Annotated in this window: 13 protein-coding genes; 8 read left to right on the plus strand and 5 right to left on the minus strand. The window is 62.2% G+C overall.

Annotated elements, in window-relative coordinates:
* Window positions 1-113: 113 nt before the first annotated feature.
* From msrA to aceE, 4 genes are all read right to left on the minus strand, one after another.
* A complete protein-coding gene (gene msrA / locus AC07SU_RS28640; protein WP_178918626.1) occupies window positions 114-761 on the minus strand; it encodes a peptide-methionine (S)-S-oxide reductase MsrA in 648 nt (215 codons plus the stop codon).
* A 73-nt stretch (window positions 762-834) separates the two neighbouring features.
* A complete protein-coding gene (locus AC07SU_RS28645; RefSeq protein WP_494998982.1) occupies window positions 835-3,528 on the minus strand; it encodes a putative bifunctional diguanylate cyclase/phosphodiesterase in 2,694 nt (897 codons plus the stop codon).
* A 305-nt stretch (window positions 3,529-3,833) separates the two neighbouring features.
* Window positions 3,834-5,474: a dihydrolipoyllysine-residue acetyltransferase gene (aceF, locus tag AC07SU_RS28650; RefSeq protein WP_494998983.1), complete on the minus strand. Its 1,641-nt coding sequence runs from the start codon at window positions 5,472-5,474 to the stop codon at window positions 3,834-3,836.
* A gap of 11 nt (window positions 5,475-5,485) precedes the next feature.
* Window positions 5,486-8,131, minus strand: a complete 2,646-nt coding sequence (gene aceE, locus AC07SU_RS28655) for a pyruvate dehydrogenase (acetyl-transferring), homodimeric type (protein ID WP_176997185.1) — start codon at window positions 8,129-8,131, stop codon at window positions 5,486-5,488.
* A gap of 382 nt (window positions 8,132-8,513) precedes the next feature.
* Here aceE and glnE point away from each other — a divergent pair, with 382 nt between their 5' ends.
* From glnE to AC07SU_RS28695, 8 genes are all read left to right on the plus strand, one after another.
* Window positions 8,514-11,453, plus strand: a complete 2,940-nt coding sequence (gene glnE, locus AC07SU_RS28660; RefSeq protein ID WP_494998984.1) for a bifunctional [glutamate--ammonia ligase]-adenylyl-L-tyrosine phosphorylase/[glutamate--ammonia-ligase] adenylyltransferase — start codon at window positions 8,514-8,516, stop codon at window positions 11,451-11,453.
* Window positions 11,454-11,615: 162 nt separating this feature from the next.
* Window positions 11,616-12,650: a lipopolysaccharide heptosyltransferase II gene (waaF, locus tag AC07SU_RS28665; protein WP_494998985.1), complete on the plus strand. Its 1,035-nt coding sequence runs from the start codon at window positions 11,616-11,618 to the stop codon at window positions 12,648-12,650.
* Between the two features lies 1 nt (window position 12,651).
* Window positions 12,652-13,713 (plus strand): lipopolysaccharide heptosyltransferase I, encoded by a 1,062-nt coding sequence (waaC, locus tag AC07SU_RS28670; protein ID WP_176997182.1) that lies wholly within the window; start codon window positions 12,652-12,654, stop codon window positions 13,711-13,713.
* A complete protein-coding gene (locus AC07SU_RS28675) occupies window positions 13,713-14,837 on the plus strand; it encodes a glycosyltransferase family 4 protein (RefSeq protein WP_494998986.1) in 1,125 nt (374 codons plus the stop codon). Before waaC ends, AC07SU_RS28675 begins: the two co-directional genes overlap by 1 nt.
* Window positions 14,834-15,640 carry a lipopolysaccharide core heptose(I) kinase RfaP gene (gene rfaP / locus AC07SU_RS28680; protein ID WP_494998987.1) on the plus strand — a complete coding sequence of 269 codons (807 nt, stop codon included), beginning with the start codon at window positions 14,834-14,836 and terminating at the stop codon, window positions 15,638-15,640. Before AC07SU_RS28675 ends, rfaP begins: the two co-directional genes overlap by 4 nt.
* Complete coding sequence (locus AC07SU_RS28685) at window positions 15,640-16,374, plus strand: lipopolysaccharide kinase InaA family protein (protein WP_176997179.1); 735 nt, start codon at window positions 15,640-15,642, stop codon at window positions 16,372-16,374. Before rfaP ends, AC07SU_RS28685 begins: the two co-directional genes overlap by 1 nt.
* Entirely contained in the window at window positions 16,371-17,123 is a 753-nt protein-coding gene (locus AC07SU_RS28690; protein WP_494998988.1) for a lipopolysaccharide kinase InaA family protein, read from the plus strand. Before AC07SU_RS28685 ends, AC07SU_RS28690 begins: the two co-directional genes overlap by 4 nt.
* Entirely contained in the window at window positions 17,123-18,562 is a 1,440-nt protein-coding gene (locus AC07SU_RS28695) for a lipopolysaccharide kinase InaA family protein (RefSeq protein WP_494998989.1), read from the plus strand. The genes AC07SU_RS28690 and AC07SU_RS28695 overlap by 1 nt, the downstream gene beginning before the upstream one ends.
* A 400-nt stretch (window positions 18,563-18,962) precedes the next feature.
* On the opposite strand, the gene AC07SU_RS28700 is transcribed toward AC07SU_RS28695, so the two are convergent.
* On the minus strand, window positions 18,963-21,047 hold the full coding sequence (locus AC07SU_RS28700) for a TonB-dependent receptor family protein (protein WP_494998990.1): 2,085 nt from the start codon (window positions 21,045-21,047) through the stop codon (window positions 18,963-18,965).
* Window positions 21,048-21,076: the final 29 nt, after the last annotated feature.

Below are 21,076 nucleotides of genomic sequence, written 5' to 3' on the forward strand. Positions count from 1 at the left end.
CCCCCCCCCCCCCCCCCCCCCCCCCCCCCCCCCCCCCCCCCCCCCCCCCCCCCCCCCCCCCCCCCGGGCTCCTACAGTGGGCGCGGTGGCCGTCCGGTATTAAGGGGTGGCGCTTAGATCGGGCAGGTCACACCTGTACCGCCAATCCCGCAATAGCCCTGCGGGTTCTTCGCCAGGTACTGCTGGTGATACGCCTCGGCGAAGTACACCGTCGGCGCTTCTTCGATTTCCGTAGTGATCACACCCAAACCGGCCTTGGTCAGTTCACCCTGATACGCCTCGGCACTGGCCTGCGCTGCTGCCAGTTGTTCCGGCGTGGTCGCGTAGATCACCGAGCGGTACTGGCTGCCAATGTCGTTGCCCTGGCGCATGCCCTGGGTGGGGTTGTGCAGTTCCCAGAACATCTTCAGCAGGTCTTCGTATTTCACCTTGGCCTGGTCGTACACCACCAGCACCACTTCGCTGTGGCCGGTCAGGCCTGAGCAGACTTCTTCATAGGTCGGGTTCGGCGTGTAGCCACCGGCATAACCCACCACCGTGCTGACCACGCCATCACGCTGCCAGAACCGCCGCTCGGCGCCCCAGAAGCAGCCCAGGCCGAAGATGGCAAAGCCGACGTCATCGAGGAACGGACCGAGCAGTGGGTTGCCGTTGACGAAATGTGTCTCTGGCAGTGCCATCGGCGTTTCACGGCCAGGCAAAGCTTGTTCTTGAGTAGGCAGCACGTTTTTGTTCACCAGAATTTCCGAGCGCAAGACCATGATCAGTCCTCTCGTCAGGTTGAGTTAGCGGTAAATATTCAGACAGGCAGTGTGCCCGAGTGTTACAGCGCTGTCAGGCGATTGGCCCGCGTGGGTAGCGTTTAAGCTTCTCCAGCAGCTCCCCACCGGGGATAGGCCGGTCGAACAGGTAGCCCTGGCCCACGTCGCAACGGTGCCGGCGCAGGAACGCCAGTTGCTCGGAGGTTTCGACACCTTCGGCCACCACCTTGAGCTTGAGGTTGTGGGCCATGGCGATCACCGCCGAGGTGATTTCCATGTCGTCCTGGTTGTCCGGGATCTCGTGGATAAAGCTGCGATCGATCTTGATGATGTCGATGGGGAATTTTTTCAGGTAGCTCAGCGACGAGTAACCCGTGCCGAAGTCGTCCATGGCCAGGGTCAGGCCAAAGCTCTTCAATTGATCAAGCTGCAAGCGCGTGTCTTCGGTGGCTTCCAGCAGCAGGCCTTCGGTCAGCTCCAGCTCCAGCAGGCTGGCCGGCAGTTGTTCTTCCTTGAGGATCGTGGCGATCGAGGCCACCAGGTCAGGGTCGGAGAACTGCTTGGGCGACAGGTTGATCGCCACCTGCAGATTGCCCATGCCACCGGCGCTCAGTTGCTTGCTCATGCGGCAGGCCTGGCGCGCTATCCACTTGCCGATCGGGATGATCAGCCCGGTCTCTTCGGCCACGCTGATGAACTGGTCGGGGCGGATCATGCCCTTTTCCGGATGGTTCCAGCGCAGCAGCGCTTCCATGCCCAGCAGGCGACCGCTGCGCAGGCACAGCTTGGGCTGGTAGAACACGTCCAGTTCGTTTTGTGTCAGGGCGCGGCGCAGGTTGTTTTCCACGAACAGCTTGTAGCTGGCCTCGGCGTTCAGCGCTTCGGTAAACACCTGCACTTGGTGTTTGCCGTTGGCCTTGGCCTTGTGCAGGGCCAGGCCCGCGTTACGCATCAGGGTCTGCGGGTCGCGGCCATGCAGCGGTGCACAGGCCAGGCCCACGGAGCCGGTGACACTGATCAATTGGTTGTCGACGAACATCGGCTTGTCGAGGGTCGTCAGCAATTGGCTGGCAACCTGCTGGCCGCTCTCAAGGTCGGTGTCGTCCAGCAGCACGGCAAATTCGTTACTGGCAAAACGCGCCAGGCTGCCGCCCGCGCTCAAGCTGTTACGCAAGCGGCGCGCCAGGCTGATCAGCAGCTTGTCGCCGGTCTGGTGGCCGAGGCTGTCGTTGATCCGCTTGAAGTTGTCGATGTCCACCAGCAGCAGGCTGATCGGGCTGTCGCTGTCGCGGGCAAAGCGTTCATCCAGGTTGCGGATGAACGCCGGGCGATTGCCCAGGTTGGTCAGGTTGTCGGTGTAGGCCAGGCGTTCGATGCGCTGTTGCGCCAGCTTGGTCTGGGTGATGTCTTCGTAGATACCGATGTAGTGGGTCAACTCGCGGTTGTCGCCATACACCTTGGAAATCGACAACTGGCCCCAGTAGGGTTCCAGGTTCTTGCGCCGGCTCTTGAACTCACCCTGCCAGCTGTTGCTCTTGGCCAGGCTCGACGGCGCATCGAACAGCAACTCGCTGAGGTTCTCCAGCGCCGGCAGTTGCGCCAGGCGGTGGCCGTGGACCTCTTCGGCACTGTACTGGGTGATCGCGGTAAAGCTCGGGTTGACGTACTCCACCACGCCGTCGCAGTTGACCAGCAGAAAGGCGTTGGCGCTTTGCTCCACGGCACGCTGGAACAGGTGCAGGGCGCTGGTGGCAGTGCGGCGGTTGTGGTTGTTGATCACCAGCGCAAACTGGTCGGCCAGCTCGCCGGCAAACGCGATTTCGTCCGCCTGCCATGCGCGCGGGCTGCCGGCCTGTTCCAGGCACAACACGCCGACGACTTGGCCGTCGACGCGGATACTGGCGTCGAGCATCGCGTGGATGTCTTTGTCGCGCAGGCTCTCGGCCATTTCCCGGGTGCGCGGGTCACGCAGGGCATTGGTGGCGTCGATGGCGCGGCTGGTTTGCAGGGCTTCGAGGTAATCCGGGAAGCCGCTGGCGTCGATCGCTTCGGGCAGATGGTACTGCTGGTCGGCACGGCGATAGGCCGAGATCGGCACCAGGCGCTGCCCTTCGAGGTTCCAGATGCTGGCGCAATCGATCTCATAGATATCGCAGGCGCTGCGGGTGATCAGCTCGGCGGCTTCCTGCAGCGAATTGTTGGTGGTGTAGCGCTGGCGGGCCAGCAGCAGGATCAGCTCCTGCTGGGCGCGCACCCGCTCCAGGTGCTGCAGTTGTTCCTGTTGGGCGCGCTGGTTGAGCTCCAGGGCGATCTGCAGGCGGCTGTTCTGGTTTTCCAGGTCGGCGCTCGGGGCCACGTAGGGCATTTCGCTGAACAGGCCGTCGACCACCATCAGGTAGCCGCGCAACAGGTGACGATTGTGTTGTTTGTAGGCTTCGCCCATTTCCAGCAGGCTCAGGGGGCCATCGCTGGTGTGCAGGGTGTAGCGCACCAGGTAATGGGGGCTCTGGGTCAGTTGTTGCTGAATGGTGTCGTGCAACTGATACCGCGCCTGAGGTTCCATCAGGCTGGCGTAAGGGGTGCCGATCAGGGCGCAGAGCTCGACCGCCGGCAGGCCGAATTGGCGCTCGCAATTGGGGTCGAGGTACAGCAGGGCCCAACTCGCCTCATTAAGCCGCTCGAAACGCAACATACCGAGGCGCGAAGGCACCGGTAACTGCGTCACGACCTCGGCCGCCATACGGGCGACATCGGGTTGGCTTTTCATGGGGGGAACTCACTTGAAATTACGCGCACGGCGCCGGGCTCACGCCCTCTTTTCTGTTGCCTGCGGCAAGGTTGCATCATGCGGCGCGGGCTGACAAGAGAGGATGAAGGCTAAGTGCTATAAGGGGGTTATCGGCTGCTCGGGGGATTTCTGCAATCGGGGTGATGGAAGGTGTACAAGCCCGGTTTTCTTGTCTAACAAACAGGCAAAAAAAGCCCCGCCAAGTGGCGGGGTTGAGGTACGAGCGTGGCGCTCGGAAATCGGTGTAACAGGGCCTCCCCGGTGAAGGGGAGGCCCGTTGTGGCTTACAGCAGGATGGTGCGGATGTCGTTGAGCAGTTGGCTCAGGCGCTGCGTGAAGCGAGCAGCAGCGGCGCCGTTGATCACACGGTGATCGTAGGACAGCGACAGTGGCAACATCAGCTTCGGCTGGAACGCTTTACCGTCCCAGACTGGCTGGATAGTGGCCTTGGACACACCCAGGATCGCCACTTCCGGCGCGTTGACGATTGGCGTGAAGCCAGTGCCGCCAATGTGACCGAGGCTGGAGATGGTGAAGCAGGCGCCCTGCATGTCGTCCGGCGTGAGCTTCTTGTCGCGGGCCTTGGCAGCCAGTGCAGCGGCTTCAGCGGCAAGTTGCAGCAGGCTCTTCTGGTCGACGTTCTTGATGACCGGTACCAGCAGGCCATCCGGGGTGTCGACGGCAAAGCCGATGTGCACGTACTTCTTGCGGATGATCGCCTTGCCGCTTGGCGCCAGCGAAGCGTTGAAGTCCGGCAGTTCCTTGAGCAGGTGCGCACAGGCCTTGAGCAGCAGTGGCAGCACGGTCAGTTTCACGCCGGCTTTTTCAGCCACGGCTTTCTGCGCAACGCGGAAAGCTTCCAGGTCGGTGATGTCGGCCTGGTCGAACTGAGTCACATGCGGGATGTTCAGCCAGCTGGCGTGCAGGCCGGCCGCGCCGATTTGCATCAGGCGGGTCATCGGCACTTCTTCGATTTCACCGAAGCGGCTGAAGTCGACGGTGCGGATCGGCGGAATGCCCGAACCACCGGTAGCGCCGCCAGCAGCCGGCGCTTCCTTGGCTTTCTGCATCATGGCTTTGACGTAAGCCTGCACGTCTTCCTTCAGCACACGGCCGTGAGGACCGCTGGCTGCGACAGCGCTCAGCTCAACGCCGAACTCGCGGGCCAATTGACGCACGGCAGGGCCGGCGTGAACCTTGGCACCGCTTGGCGCAGGTGCGGCAGCAGCAGGGGCCGGTGCGGCCTCGGCTTTTGCAGCAGGTGCAGGGGCGGCGGCCGGAGCCGCTTCAGCCTTGGCAGCCGGCGCGGCGGCAGGTGCAGGTGCAGCAGCCGGGGCAGCGCCTTGTACTTTCAGCTTGAGGATGAAGTCGCCAGTGCCGACTTCGTCTTCCAGCTTGACAGCGATGCTTTCCACCACGCCGGCAGCCGGCGAAGGGATTTCCATGGAGGCCTTGTCGGACTCCAGGGTGATCAGCGACTGGTCGGCTTCGACGGTGTCGCCGACCTTGACCAGCAGCTCGATGATCTTGGCCTTGCCCGACGAACCGATGTCCGGGACGTGGATGTCCTGGACAGAGGCTGCGGCCGGAGCAGCAGCCGGGGCCGCAGGGGCCTCGGCAGCAGCAGGCTTTTCAGCCGGCGCGGGTGCAGCAGCGGCAGCAGGAGCCGCCGCAGGGGCCGCATCAGCGGCACCTTCGATTTCCAGCTCAAGCAGTTCGTCGCCTTCTTTCAGGCGGTCGCCCAGCTTCACTTTCAGGCTCTTGACCACGCCGGCCTTGGGAGCAGGGATTTCCATACTCGCCTTGTCCGATTCCAGGGTCAGGATGCTCTGGTCGGCTTCGACGGTGTCGCCGACCTTCACAAACAGCTCGATTACTTCACCTTCACCGCTGCCGATGTCAGGTACGCGAATGAGTTCGCTCACAAAAAGTCTCCTCAGCAGTCCAGTGGGTTGCGTTTTTCCGGGTTGATCCCGAACTTGACGATAGCGTCTGCTACCACCTTAGGTTCGATCTCACCACGGTCAGCCAAGGCTTCCAGGGCTGCCAACACCACGAAGTGACGGTCAACTTCGAAGAAGTGACGCAGCTTCTTGCGGCTGTCACTGCGGCCGAAACCGTCGGTGCCCAGGACTTTGAATTCCTTGGACGGGACCCATTGGCGAATTTGTTCAGCAAACAGTTTCATGTAGTCGGTCGAAGCGATCACTGGGCCTTTACGGCCGGTCAGGCACTCTTCAACGAAGGTGCGCTGTGGCTTCTGGCCAGGGTGCAGGCGGTTGTGACGCTCTACGGCCAGGCCATCGCGACGCAGTTCGTTGAAGCTGGTTACGCTCCACACGTCAGCGCCGACGTTGAACTCTTCACGCAGGATCTTCGCCGCTTCACGCACTTCGCGCAGGATGGTGCCGGAGCCCATCAGCTGCACGTGGTGCGCTGCTTCCTTGGTGTCTTCTTCGAGCAGGTACATGCCCTTGATGATGCCTTCTTCCACGCCAGCCGGCATTGCAGGCTGCTGGTAGGACTCGTTCATCACGGTGATGTAGTAGAAAACGTCCTGCTGCTCTTCGGTCATCTTCTTCATGCCGTCCTGGATGATCACCGCCAGCTCATAGCCGTAGGTTGGATCAAAGGTGCGGCAGTTCGGGATGGTGGCAGCCAGGATGTGGCTGTGACCGTCTTCGTGTTGCAGGCCTTCGCCGTTCAGCGTGGTACGGCCGGCGGTGCCGCCGATCAGGAAGCCACGGGTACGGCTGTCGCCTGCTGCCCACGCCAGGTCGCCAATGCGCTGGAAGCCGAACATCGAGTAGAAGATGTAGAACGGCAGCATCGGCTGGTTGTGGCTGGAGTACGAAGTACCGGCAGCGATGAAGGAGCTCATGGCGCCCGCTTCGTTGATGCCTTCTTCGAGGATCTGGCCCTTCTTGTCTTCCTTGTAGAACATCACCTGGTCTTTATCGACTGGCTCGTAGAGCTGGCCGACGGAGGAGTAGATGCCCAACTGACGGAACATGCCTTCCATACCGAAGGTACGGGCTTCGTCCGGGATGATCGGCACGATGCGCGGGCCGATGTCCTTGTCCTTGACCAGCTGCGCCAGGATGCGCACGAAAGCCATGGTGGTGGAGATTTCACGGTCGCCCGAGCCGTCGAGGATGGCCTTGAGGGTGCTCAGGTCTGGCGTCGGTACGCTGAAGCTGTTGGCGCGACGCTGTGGCACGAAACCACCCAGTGCGGCGCGGCGCTCGGCCAGGTAACGGGCTTCGGCGCTGTTCGGCTCCGGCTTGAAGAACGGCAGGTTCTCCAGCTCTTCGTCCTTGACCGGGATGTCGAAGCGGTCGCGGAACAACTTCAGGCTGTCGACATCGACTTTCTTGGTGTTGTGCGCTGTGTTCTTCGCTTCGCCGGCACCGGTGCCATAACCCTTGATGGTCTTGGCCAGGATGACGGTCGGTTGTTCTTTGTGGTTCACCGCTTCGTGGTACGCCGCGTAGACCTTGTACGGGTCGTGGCCGCCACGGTTGAGTTTCCAGATCTCGTCGTCGGACAGGTCTGCAACCATCGCCTTGAGTTCAGGCGTGTTGAAGAAGTGTTCACGCACGAATGCGCCGTCTTTGGCCTTGTAGTTCTGGTACTCGCCGTCGATGACTTCGTCCATGCGACGTTGCAGGATACCGTCGACGTCTTTGGCCAGCAGTGGGTCCCAGAAACGGCCCCAGATGACTTTGGTCACGTTCCACTGAGCACCGCGGAACACGCCTTCGAGTTCCTGGATGATCTTGCCGTTGCCGCGAACCGGGCCGTCGAGGCGCTGCAGGTTGCAGTTGATGACGAAGATCAGGTTGTCCAGCTTCTCGCGGCCGGCCAGGGAAATGGCGCCCAGGGATTCCGGCTCGTCGCACTCGCCGTCGCCCAGGAAGCACCAGACTTTCTGCTTGCCTTCAGGGATGAAGCCACGGGCTTCCAGGTACTTCATGAAGCGAGCCTGGTAGATCGCCTGGATCGGGCCCAAGCCCATGGATACAGTCGGGAACTGCCAGAAATCAGGCATCAGCCAAGGGTGCGGGTACGACGACAGGCCGTTACCGTCCACTTCCTGGCGGAAGTTGTTCATGTGTTCTTCGGTGATGCGGCCTTCCATGAACGCACGGGCGTAAACGCCTGGGGAGGTGTGGCCCTGGAAGTAGATCAGGTCGCCGCCGTGTTCGTCGGTCGGGGCCTGGAAGAAGTAGTTGAAGCCGATGTCATACAGGGTTGCGCTGGAAGCGAAGCTGGAGATGTGACCGCCCAGGTCCGAATCTTTCAAGTTCGTGCGCATTACCATCGCCATGGCGTTCCAACGTACCAGCGAGCGAATGCGGCGTTCCATGAATAGGTCGCCAGGCATGCGTGCTTCGTGGGTAACGGGGATGGTGTTGCGGTATGGAGTGGTGATGGCGTAGGGCAGTTGCGAGCCGCTGCGGGTCGCGAGTTCGCCCATACGGGTCATCAGGTAGTGAGCACGGTCTTCGCCTTCTTTGTCGAGAACCGATTCCAGGGCGTCCAGCCATTCCTGGGTTTCGACGGGATCGAGGTCTTGCATGGCTTGCTCCAGGGCGGAAAGGCTACCAGAATCGGTTGCCTGAGTTTGCGACTGGCCTTGTGGGCAGACGACATAAATTCTTGGATGGCCGAAGGTTGCTTCGGCGTCCTGTAGTTTTACTACAAATCGTCGGCCATTTCAGCCTTTCGAATGTATATACGAGTAGTAAAACTACACAAGACTGAGCGTATGGCTCGGTCTGGCTGGTGAGCATAATCGTTATTGTTGATCTTTTGCGAACAAGAAAAGGTGAAAGTTTGATGCTGGCTGCCAAAATGAAATTAATTTCAGCTATTTCTAACCTTTGTTCGACAGTCCTTCACCAAGCGTGGTTCTTGCCTTCACGGCAACACGCCTTTTACGCGCCGAACAAGGATAGACCATGAGCCTTCCCACGCTGGCCGAACTGCCGGCCGTTCTCTTGCCTTTTGCCCAGCGGGCCGAGCAGTCATTTCGTGACGCAGTGGCCGCGCTGGACGACGATCATGGACTTTCTGCGTGGACGCCGCAACGGTGGGCCGACTTCGCCCGCGTGTGCGCCGCCAGTGATTTCGTCATTGAACAGAGCCTTCGTGACCCTTTGATGTTGCTCGAGCTAGTGGCCTGGGGTGAGTTGGACCGCGGCTTTGCGCCCGACGAGCTGTGCGGGCAGATCGCCGCCGCCGTGCAACAGGCCGAAACAGAAGATGAGTTGGGCCGTGTGCTGCGTCGCCAGCGCACCCGCCAGCAGGTGCGCATCATCTGGCGCGACCTGACGCGCCAGGCTGACCTGGTGCAAACCTGCCGTGACCTCTCCGACATGGCCGACGCCAGCATCGACCAGGCCTACCAATGGCTGTACCAGCGCCACTGCGTGCAGTTCGGTACGCCCACTGGTCGGCGCAGCGGCGAGCCGCAGCACATGGTCATCCTCGGCATGGGCAAGCTCGGCGCCGTGGAACTGAACCTCTCTTCCGACATTGACCTGATCTTCGCCTACCCCGAAGGCGGCGAAACCGTGGGGATCAAGCGCGCCCTGGACAACCAGGAATTTTTCATTCGCTTGGGTCAAAAATTGATCAAGGCCCTCGATCCGATGACCGTCGACGGCTTTGTATTCCGGGTCGACATGCGCCTGCGCCCCTACGGCTCGGCCGGCGCGTTGGTGCTCAGCTTCAACGCGCTGGAGCAGTACTACCAGGACCAGGGCCGGGACTGGGAACGCTACGCCATGATCAAGGCGCGCGTAGTGGCCGGTGACCAGGTGGCCGGCGCGCAGTTGCTCGACATGCTGCGACCGTTCGTCTACCGCCGTTACCTGGACTTTTCCGCCATCGAAGCGCTGCGCACCATGAAGCAGCTGATCCAGCAGGAAGTGCGGCGCAAGGGCATGGCCGACAACATCAAGCTGGGGGCGGGCGGTATTCGCGAAGTGGAGTTCATCGCCCAGGCGTTCCAACTGATCCACGGCGGCCGCGACCTCAGCCTGCAGCAACGGCCACTGCTCAAAGTGCTCGGCACCCTGGAAGGCCAAGGCTACCTGCCGCCGGCGGTGATCGCCGAGTTGCGCAATGGCTATGAGTTCCTGCGCTACACCGAACACGCTATCCAGGCGATTGCCGACCGTCAGACCCAGATGCTCCCCGACAGTCCCGAGGACCAGGCGCGCATTGCCTTTATGCTGGGTTTTGCCGATTGGGCGAGCTTCCATGAGCGCCTGATGGACTGGCGCGGCCGCATCGACTGGCATTTCCGCCAGGTCATTGCTGACCCGGATGAAGAAGAGGGTGAAGAAAGCGAACTGGTTGTGGGTGGTGAGTGGCTGCCGCTGTGGGAAGAATCCCAAGATGAAGACGCTGCCTGTCGTCAGTTGGCCGAGGGTGGCTTTACCGACGCGCCCAAAGCCCTGAAAGCCTTGACCAGCCTGCGCAGCAGCCCGCAGCTGCGTGCCATGCAGCGCCTGGGCCGAGAGCGCCTGGATGCGTTTATCCCACGTTTGTTGGCTCAGGCTGTCGAGCATGCCAACCCGGACCTGGTGTTGGAGCGTGTGCTGCCGCTGGTCGAAGCCGTCGCCCGTCGTTCCGCTTATCTGGTGCTGCTCACGGAAAACCCCGACGCCCTGCGTCGACTATTGACCCTGTGCGCCGCCAGCCCGTGGATCGCCGAACAGATCACGCGTTTCCCATTGTTGCTGGACGAATTGCTCAACGAAGGCCGCCTATTCAAGCCGCCCTTGGCGCCGGAACTCGCCGCCGAATTGCGCGAGCGCCTCACGCGCATCCCCGAGGATGACCTTGAGCAGCAGATGGAGGCCCTGCGCCACTTCAAACTGGCCCATCGCCTGCGCGTCGCGGCGTCGGAAATCGCTGGCAGCCTGCCATTGATGAAGGTCAGCGACTACCTGACCTGGCTCGCCGAAGCCATCCTCGAACAAGTGCTGGCCCTGGCATGGCGCCAGACCGTTGCGCGTCACGGCTCGCCGCAACGGCTGGACGGTACGTTGTGCGATCCTGGCTTCATCATTGTCGGTTATGGGAAAGTCGGCGGGATCGAACTGGGGCATGGTTCGGACCTGGACCTGGTGTTTATCCATGACGGCGACCCGCAGGCCGAAACCGACGGTGCCAAGCCGATTGATGGTGCGCAATTCTTCACGCGCCTGGGTCAGCGGATCATTCATTTGCTGACGACCCAGACCAACTCCGGGCAGCTCTATGAAGTGGATATGCGCCTGCGTCCTTCCGGCGCGTCCGGTTTGCTGGTGAGTTCGCTCGGTGCGTTTGACCGCTATCAACAAAATGAAGCCTGGACCTGGGAGCATCAGGCCTTGATCCGCGCGCGGGTGCTGGTGGGCAGCCAGGATGTGGGCCGCGCATTCGAGCAGGTGCGGGCCAACGTGCTGGGGCGTGAGCGTGACCTGGAGAAGCTGCGCCAGGAAGTCAGTGAGATGCGCGCCAAGATGCGTGACAACCTGGGCACCAAGACCACGGCGGCCGGCACCGGCGCCAATGCCTTCGAGCCCACGGCGGTGTTCGACCTCAAGCAGGACGCCGGAGGTATCGTCGATATTGAATTTATGGTGCAATACGCGGCTTTGGCGTGGTCTGCGCAACATCCATCGTTGCTGCGCTATACCGACAATATCCGCATCCTGGAGGGCCTGGAGCAGGTCGGGCTGATGCCCGCCGCCGATGCCCACTTGCTGCGTGAGGTGTACAAGGCCTACCGTTCCGCCGCGCATCGCCAGGCCCTGCAGAACGAGGCCGGCACAGTCGCCGGGGATCAGTTTGCCGACGAACGGCGCCAGGTGATGCGAATCTGGAAAGAACTGGGGTTAAGTTGAGTCAACTGTAGGAGCCGGCTTGCCGGCGATTGAGGCCCTTGGAATCCATGGTGATCTTTCGGACGTTATCGCTGGCAAGCCAGCTCCTACAATCATTCTTCTCCTACAGAAATTATCGAGGCGGGGAGGCATAAGCCTCCCCGTATCGTTTGTGGAAACTACATGAATATTCTGATCGTTGGGCCCAGTTGGGTCGGTGACATGGTGATGGCACAGACACTGTTCCAGTGCCTGCGCCTACGCCATCCAGACTGCCAGATCGACGTGCTTGCCCCAGAGTGGAGCCGCCCGATCCTTGAGCGCATGCCCGAAGTGCGCAAGGCCTTGAGCTTTCCGCTCGGCCATGGCGCGCTGGAGCTGGCGACCCGCCGTCGCATCGGCAAATCCCTGGTCGGCCAGTACGACCAGGCGATCCTGCTGCCCAACTCGCTCAAGTCGGCGCTGGTGCCGTATTTTGCCGGCATTCCCAAGCGCACCGGCTGGCGTGGCGAGTTTCGCTACGTGCTGCTCAACGACGTGCGCACCCTGGACAAGGCGCGCTACCCGCTGATGATCGAGCGCTTCATGGCCCTGGCCTATGAGCCGGGCGCTGAATTGCCACAGCCGTATCCACGCCCGAGCCTGCAGATCGACCCCGTCAGCCGCGACGCGGCGCTGGCCAAGTTCGGCCTGACCCTGGACCGCCCGGTGTTGGCCCTGTGCCCCGGTGCCGAGTTCGGCGAATCCAAGCGTTGGCCGTCCGAGCATTACGCCAAGGTCGCCGAGGCCAAGATCCGCGAAGGCTGGCAAGTGTGGCTGTTCGGTTCGAAGAAGGACCATCCGGTGGGCGAAGACATTCGCCAGCGCCTGATTCCCGGCCTGCGCGAAGAGGCGGTGAACCTGAGTGGTGACACGTCGCTGGCCGAGGCCATCGACCTGCTGTCCTGCGCCGACTCTGTTGTGTCCAACGACTCCGGCCTGATGCACGTGGCTGCAGCGCTGAACCGCCCGTTGGTGGCGGTGTACGGCTCTACCTCGCCGGGTTTCACCCCGCCACTGGCCGATAAGGTCGAAGTGGTGCGCCTGGGCCTGGACTGCAGCCCGTGTTTTGAACGCACTTGCCGTTTTGGCCACTACAACTGCATGCGCCAGTTGCTGCCGCAGCCGGTGAATGAAGCCTTGCAGCGGTTGCAGGGCGCTGTGGTCGAGGTCCGATAGTTTGCGCGTTCTGGTAATCAAGACCTCATCCCTGGGCGATGTGATCCACGCCTTGCCGGCGCTGACCGATGCGGCGCGGGCGATTCCCGGCATCCGTTTCGACTGGGTGGTGGAAGAAGGCTTCGCTGAGATCCCCACCTGGCACCCTGCGGTGGACAAGGTGATCCCGGTGGCGATTCGCCGCTGGCGCAAGAACATCTGGCAAACCATCAAGAGCGGCGAGTGGCGACGCTTCAAGCAGAGCGTCCAGTCGACCAAGTACGACCTGGTGATCGACGCCCAAGGCTTGTTCAAAAGCGCCTGGCTGACGCGTTACGTGCGTGCCCCGGTGGCCGGTTTCGACAAAAACTCCGCCCGCGAACCCATTGCCGCGCGCTTCTACTCGCGACGCCTGGCCGTGGCCCGTGGGCAGCATGCCGTGGAGCGTCTGCGCCAGCTGTTCGCCGTGGCCCTGGGGTATGACCTGCCCAAGGCCCTGGGCGACTACGGCCTGAGTGTCGACAAACTGCTCGGTCTGCCGCCGAAAAAACCGTTCGTGCTGCTGCTGCACGGCACCACCTGGGACACCAAGCACTGGCCCGAAGCCTACTGGCGAGAGCTGGCCGAGCGCATGGGGCGCCTGGGCGTGGACGTCAAGCTGCCGTGGGGCAACGCCGCCGAAAAGGCCCGGGCCGAACGCCTGGCCAAAGGCTTGAGCAACGCCGAAGTGCTGCCCAAGTTGAACCTCGCTGGCGTCGCTCGCGTACTGGCGGGTGCCCGTGCCTGTGTGGCGGTGGACACCGGCCTGGGTCACCTGGCTGCTGCGTTGGATGTGCCGACCATCTCCCTGTTCGGCCCGACCAACCCCGGCCTCACCGGCGCCTACGGCAAGGGCCAGATTCACCTGGCCAGCGACTTCCCCTGCGCCCCGTGCCTGCAAAAAACCTGTACCTATCAACCGACGGCCGACGACCTGCGTCGGTTCGACATCAAGCGCGAATCGCCCCTGTGCTTCACGCGCCTGAACCCTGAGCGTGTGGCAAGCCGGCTGAGCACGTTGTTACTGGCTGAGGAGCTGCACTGATGCAACTGGCTTTTGTTCTGTACAAATATTTCCCCTTCGGCGGCTTGCAGCGCGACTTCATGCGCATCGCCCTGGAGTGCCAGCAGCGCGGCCACCAGATTCGTGTGTACACGCTCATCTGGGAAGGCGATGTCCCTCCCGGCTTCGAAGTGCTGGTGGCGCCGGTCAAGGCGTTCTTCAACCATCGGCGCAACGAGAAACTCAGCGCCTGGATGGAGGCCGACCTGGCCAAGCGCCCGGTGGACCGCCTGATTGGCTTCAACAAGATGCCCGGCCTGGACGTGTACTACGCCGCCGATGGCTGCTTTGAAGACAAGGCGCAAAACCTGCGCCATTCGCTGTACCGCTATTTTGGCCGCTACAAACACTTTGCCGAGTACGAGCGCGCGGTGTTTGCCAAGGACGCCAAGACCGAAGTCCTGATGATTTCCGAGGTGCAGCAGCCGCTGTTCATCAAGCACTACGACACGCCGCTGGAACGCTTCCACCTGCTGCCGCCGGGCATTGCCCAGGACCGTCGCGCACCGCCGAATGCCGCCGAAATCCGCGAAGGTTTTCGCAAGGAATTCAACCTGGGTGACGACGACTTGCTGCTGGTGCAGATCGGCTCGGGCTTCAAGACCAAGGGCGTCGATCGCAGCCTCAAGGCCGTGGCCGCGCTGCCGGCTGAACTGAAAAAACGCACGCGCCTGTTTGTAATCGGCCAGGACGACCCCAAAGTATTCCAACTGCAAAGCGCCACACTGGGCCTGGGGGACAATGTGCAGTTCCTCAAGGGCCGCAGTGATATCCCGCGTTTCCTGCTGGGGGCCGACCTGTTGATTCACCCGGCGTACAACGAAAACACCGGCACCGTGTTGCTCGAAGCCCTGGTGGCCGGGTTGCCGGTACTGGTCTCGGCGGTGTGTGGTTATGCCCACTACATCAACGAGGCCGACAGCGGCCTGGTGCTGGATGAGCCGTTCGAACAGAACCAGCTCAACGAGTACCTGACGCAGATGCTAACCGACACTGCACAGCGCGCGGCCTGGGGCCGCAATGGGTTGGCCTTCGCCGAGACGGCCGACCTCTACAGCATGCCGCAGCACGCTGCGGATGTGATTCTGGCGGAGCCGAACCGATGAAGTTGATTCTTGCCGAACCGTTCAAGACGTTATGGGCCGGGCGTGATGCCTTTGCCGAAGTCGAGAAGCTGCAAGGCGAAGTATTCCGTGAACTGGCGGCGCGCCGCACGTTGCGCACTGTGGTGGATGGCCGGCCGTATTTCGTGAAGATCCACCGTGGCATCGGCTGGGGTGAGATCTTCAAGAACCTGATCACCGCCAAGTTGCCGGTGCTCGGCGCTGGCCTTGAGTGGGCAGCGATCCATCGCTTGCAGCAGCTCGGTGTGCCGACCATGACCGGCGTGGCTTTCGGTGAAAAAGGCAACAACCCGGCCGACCAGCACTCGTTCATCATCACCGAAGAGCTGGCGCCGACCCTCAGTCTCGAAGACCTGACGATCAACTGGGTGGCCGAGCCGCCCGCGCCTGCGCTGCGCCATGCGCTCACCTTTGAGTTGGCGCGCATGGTCGGCGACATGCACCGTGGCGGCGTGAACCACCGCGACTGCTACCTGTGCCACTTCCTGCTGGACACCGCGCAACCTGTCGACGCGAAGCACATCAAGCTGTCGGTGATCGACTTGCACCGTGCCCAGTTGCGTGCGCATCTGCCGCTGCGCTGGCGCGACAAGGACTTGTCGGCGCTGTATTACTCGGCCCTGGAAATCGGCCTGACCCGCCGTGACAAACTGCGTTTCCTGAAGGGCTATTTCCGTCAGCCGCTGCGCCAGGTCCTGGCCGAGCAATCGGCGTCCTTGAGCCTGCTGCAGCGCAAGGCCGACAAGCTGTACGCGCGCAAACAACGCTTGGGGGATGCGATCTGATGGCGGGTTGGAATTTGGAACCGGCCTACGCTGCCCTGGCGGATGATTTTGGAACCCTTGAAGCGGTGTTTGCCCTGCAAGGCGAACAGCTGACCCGTGACCCCTTGTCAGAAGTGATCCGCGTGGAGCGGGGCGGCGTCAATTATTACGTCAAGCGCTACACCGGGGCCGGCAAGGGCCTGCGCCGCTACCTGGGCAAACCCCGGGTGAAGTCCGAGTGGCAGAACCTCAAACGCTTTGCCAAGTGGGGCATTCCCACCGCCGACGTGGTGGCCTGGGGCCTGGAGCGCAAGGGTTTGGCGTACGACCGTGGTGCGATGATCACCCGCGAATTGCCTAAAACCGAGGATTTGTCGGCGCTCGCCGAGCGCCGCGACGCAAGGCTCAAGGACCCCAAGTGGGTGAATGTGGTCAGTCGCCAGCTCGCTGAATACACCCGCACCATGCACGATCATCGCTTCACCCATAATGACTTGAAGTGGCGCAACCTGTTGATCGATGACCAGCAGACCCTGTACCTGATCGACTGCCCCAACGGTGATTTCTGGCGCGGTTTCTGGCTCAAGTACCGCATCACCAAAGACCTGGCTTGCCTGGACAAGGTTGCCAAGTATCACTTGTCGGCCACCCAGCGCCTGCGTTTCTACATGCAATATCGCCAACGCACGCACCTGACGGCGTCGGACAAACAGCGAATTCGCCATGTGGTGAAGTTTTTCGAGGGACGCGAATGAGTGATTTCCTGGCGGCCGAAGACCGTGCCCTGCTTGAGCGCAACGGTCTGGCAACCTTCGATGCCCTGTGGGCCAAGCAATTGGACGCAGTGGATGAGCCCAACACCAGCCGTGGCGGTTGGAGCAGCGTGTTCCGCCTGGAGCTTGAGGGGCAGGGCTACTACCTCAAGCGCCAGAGCAACTACCTGACGCGCAGCTTGCACCGCCCGTTTGGCGAGCCGAGTTTTTCCCGCGAGTTTCGCAACATCAGCCGGTACCGCTCGTTGGGCATTCCTGCCTTGCAAGCGGCGTTCTACGGCGAACGCAAGGTCGCCGGTGAATACCGCGCCATGTTGCTCACGCGTGCACTGGATGGTTGGAACGACCTGGATTCCCTGCTGGAGCAGTGGCCGCAGTTGAGCGATGCCCAGCACGGCGCGATCCTGCTGGCCTGTGGTCGGCTTGCGCGCCGACTGCACAGTGTTGGCCAGGTGCATGGTTGTTTTTACCCCAAGCATATTTTCCTGCAGGCGACGGTTGACGGTTATGCCGCGCAGTTGATCGACCTGGAGAAAACCCGCCCGCTGCTCTTTGGCTGGCGTGACCGGGTCAAGGATTTGGAACCGTTGTTGCGTCGCGCGCCACAATGGTCGGATGCGCAGGTGCGTCAGCTGTTGGCGGCGTACCTGGAGCAACCTGCGGACAGCTCGCTGGTCGCCACGTGGTACCAGCGCTTGAGCGCCCGCCGTAGCCACAAGGAAAACCGTTGATGCGTTTGTCCGAGCTGAAAACCGCCGGTCGTACCCCGAGTTTGCCGCTGACGATTGAGCTTGCCGATGCGGCGGGCCCTGGTCAGTTGCAACTGCTCAGCCTGCTGCGCGTGCTGCCCGGCGAGCGTTATGTGGGCGCGGCCGTCTGGCGCGGCCGTCCGGTGCTGGCCAAGTTGCTGGTGGGCAGCAAGGCGGCGCGGCATTTTCAGCGTGAGCTCAGCGGTGTGCGTCTGCTGGCCGAACAAGGCCTGACCACACCGTTGCTGCTGGCCGATGGTCTGCAGGAAGGTGAGGGCGGTTGGCTGCTGTTCGAATTTATCGAAGGTGCCGAGAGCCTGGCCGATGCCTGGCACACTGTCGAACACCTGCCGCCCTTGGCTGACGAACAAACCGCCGTGCTCGCCGAGGCGTTGGGTGCGATTGCCCAGATGCATACCCAGGGCCTGTGGCAGGAAGACCTGCACCTGGACAACCTGCTGCGCCAAGGCGGCAAGCTGTATTTGATCGATGGCGCAGGGATTCGCGTCGAAGAGGCCGGCAAGCCGCTGTCGCGCAACCGCGTACTGGAAAACCTCGGGGTGTTTTTTGCCCAGTTGCCGAAGAACCTCGAGCCGTTTACCGAAGAGCTGCTGGTGTATTACCTGCTGGCCAACGGTGAACATGCCTTGCCGCTTGAGGCCTTGGAAAAACAGGTGCGCAAGGTCAGCGCCTGGCGCCTGAAGGACTTCCTGAGCAAAGTCGGCCGCGAGTGCACGCTGTTCAGCGTGGTGCGTGGGCCGTTTGCATTGCGTGCGGTCCGCCGTGAGGAAGAAGCCGCCATGCTGCCGGTGCTGGCGCAGGCTGACTCGTTGCTCGACAGCGGCCACCTCTTCAAGACCGGTGGCGCCGCGACGGTGGCCAAGACCGACGTGGCGGGGCGCTCGCTGGTGATCAAGCGCTACAACATCAAAGGGTTCGTCCATTGGCTCAAGCGCTTCTGGCGCCCGAGCCGCGCCTGGCATTCCTGGCGCGAGGGCAATCGCCTGGCGTTCCTTGGTATCGCCACGCCCAAGCCATTGGCCGTGCTGGAAAAGCGCTTCTTCTGGCTGCGCAGCCGCGCCTACCTGGTGACGGAATTGATCGCGGGGCCGGACATCATCGAGCGTTTTGCGCCCTATGTCGAAAGCGGCGCCGCGCCGGAAAATGAACTGCTGGCCCTGGATCACTTATTCGCCGAGCTGATCCGCGAGCGCATCAGTCATGGCGATTTCAAGGGCCATAACCTGTTCTGGGACAAGGACCGATGGTCCCTGATCGACCTGGACGCCATGCGCCAACACAGCTCCGATACCAGCTTCGCCCCGGCGTACGCCAAGGACCGTGCGCGGTTCATGCGCAACTGGCCTGAGAGCAGCGCGTTGTACCAACTGATCGATCAACGCCTGCCCAAGCAGCTCTGATTCGCCAGTACACGATCCAACTGTGGGAGCTGGCTTGTCGGATCGCCGCACCGCTGCGATAGCATCAGCTCGGTACATCTGAAACACCGAGGTGCCTGCATCGCAGGCAAGCCAGCTCCCACATGTACTCGGTGTCGATCACACACCAGCGGCCAAACACAAAACCCCCGTAGGAGCCGGCTTGCCGGCGATGTGGCCCGCAACAACGCCGCAATATTTGAAACTGCCATCGCAGGCAAGCCAGCTCCCACATGTACTCGGTGTCGATCACACACCAGCGGCCAAACACAAAACCCCCGTAGGAGCGCCGGCTTGCCGGCGATGTGGCCCGCAACAACGCCGCAATATTTGAAACTGCCATCGCCGGCAAGCCAGTTCCCACAGTTGTTTTGTATTGGCTTTAGAATTGGTATTCGGCGCCAGCGCCCGCATACCACGAACGGCCCGGCGCGGCTTCGTAATAGCGGCCATTGCCGTCGCCGACGATCACCGAGCCCACGTATTGGCGGTCCAGCAGGTTGTCCAGGCGCAACGTCTGGTGGAAGGTCCAGTGCTCGACTTTCTGCTCGAAGCGCGCACGCCAGTTGAACACGCTGTAGCCGGGTGCAGCGTGCTGCGTGTTGGTGTCTTCGACGTAGACCTTGCTGCGGTACAGGCCTTCGAGGGCGGTGCTGACCCAGTCCCGGGGCTTCCAGTTCAACTCGGCGAACAAGGTGGTCTGCGGTACGCCGGGCAGGTAGTTGCCTTTGTCGACAGTGGTAGTGCCGCCGCTGACGAAGTCACTGTCGTAGGTGGCTTGCAGGCGGGTGTAGGCGAGGTTGGTGCTCCACTGTTCACTCAACTGGCTTTCCAGGCCCAATTCAAAACCTCGACGCAGGGTACGGCCAGCGTTTTGATAGGTGGTACGCCCGCCGACGGATTGTTGCACCACCAACTCGTCCTCGGTGGTGATCTGGAACAGCGCGGCATTAATGCGCGTGTCTTGGCCGACACGGGCCTTCAAGCCGACTTCATATTGCTTGCTGACCGATGGCTTGAGCGCAAAGTTGAAGCCGTTGGCGGTGCTGGAATACGCCGACTCGGCCTGGGTCGGGGTTTCAAAACCCTTGCCCGCGCTCACATAGCCATGCAGGTCCGGGGTAAAGGCATACATGACGCTGACTGACGGCGTGTTCTTTTGGTAGGTCTTGTTGCCGCTGTCATTGCCGTCACTGAGGAAGTGGTCATCCACGTCCATGGTCATGCTGCTGTGGCGCAGGCCGGCTTGCAGGGTCCAGTCGCCGAGCAGCCAATTGGCCTGCACGAACGGGTCGAGGCTGGTGGCGGTGTCGATTTCATCACGGCCCAGGGTGCCCTTGACGCCGTGCACACCATTGACGGTGTTGGAATAGCCCTGGCGGTCATCCCTGCTGCGGTCGTAGTCGAGGCCGGTGATCAGGGTCAGGTCGCCGGGGGCGCTGGTGATGGGTTGCAGCCAATGGACGGAGCCGCCGTAGAACGTGCGGTCGAAGTCGACAACGCCGCCGCGCTTGTCGGCGGCAGTGCCACCCGGGATCGACAGGTACTGAATCACACTCCGCCGTCCCGTATAGGCATTCACTTGCAGGGTTGCATCGCCGATATAGCGCTCGTAATTCACGCCTATTTGCTGATGATCGATACTTTTGCGCGTGTTGTACAACAGCGCCGCCGGTGCGACCGAGCGCGGGTCTGCCTTGTAGCCTGCCCAGGTTTGCCCCAGTGGGTCCTGGGTGCCGTTCTGCTCCAGGCTGCTGTAGATCAGCGCGAGCTTACTGTCATCGTCCGGCTGGACGTTGAGCTTGGCAAAGGTCTGGTCGCGACGTGCGCTGCTGTGGTCGCGGTAGCCGTCGGTGTCCATGCGCGAAGCGTCGAGCACAAAGCCTGCGCCATTCGTGGCGCCTTCCGCCGTCAGGTGGTTTTTGCTCAGGCCGTCACTGCCTACCAGGGTCTCGGCGCCGATACGCGGCGGGCCTTCGCCGTCACGCGAAAACATCTGGATCACCCCGCCCGCATTGCTGCCGTACAGGGTGGCGGCCGGGCCGCGCAGCACTTCGATGCGCTCGGCCGTATCAAGGTTGAACGTCGCTGCCTGGCCCTGGCCATCGGGGGTGCTGGCCGGAATGCCATCGGCGATCAGCTTGATGCCGCGCACGCCAAACGCCGAGCGGGCGCCGAAGCCACGGGAGGAAATCTGCAGGTCCTGGGCATAATTCTGGCGGTTCTGCACCACCAGGCCAGGCACGCGGGACAAGGCTTCGGAGGCGTTGATGCCCAGTTGGCCGTCGCTGATCTGCTCGTGGCTGATGCTGTTCACCGAGTAGGGCAGGTCGAAGGTCGGGCTGGCGCTGCGTGAGCCGGTGACCACGCTGGGGTCGAGGATCAGCGGCGCATCATCCGCCTGTGCGGGAGCACTCAAGGAGAGCAGGCTGGGCAGTATCAAGGTGAAGCGGGCAAGGGTTTTCATGGGGCAGCCGAAATCTGTGGCGCATAGGT

The organism is Pseudomonas sp. GW821-FHT05H12 (assembly GCF_059419385.1).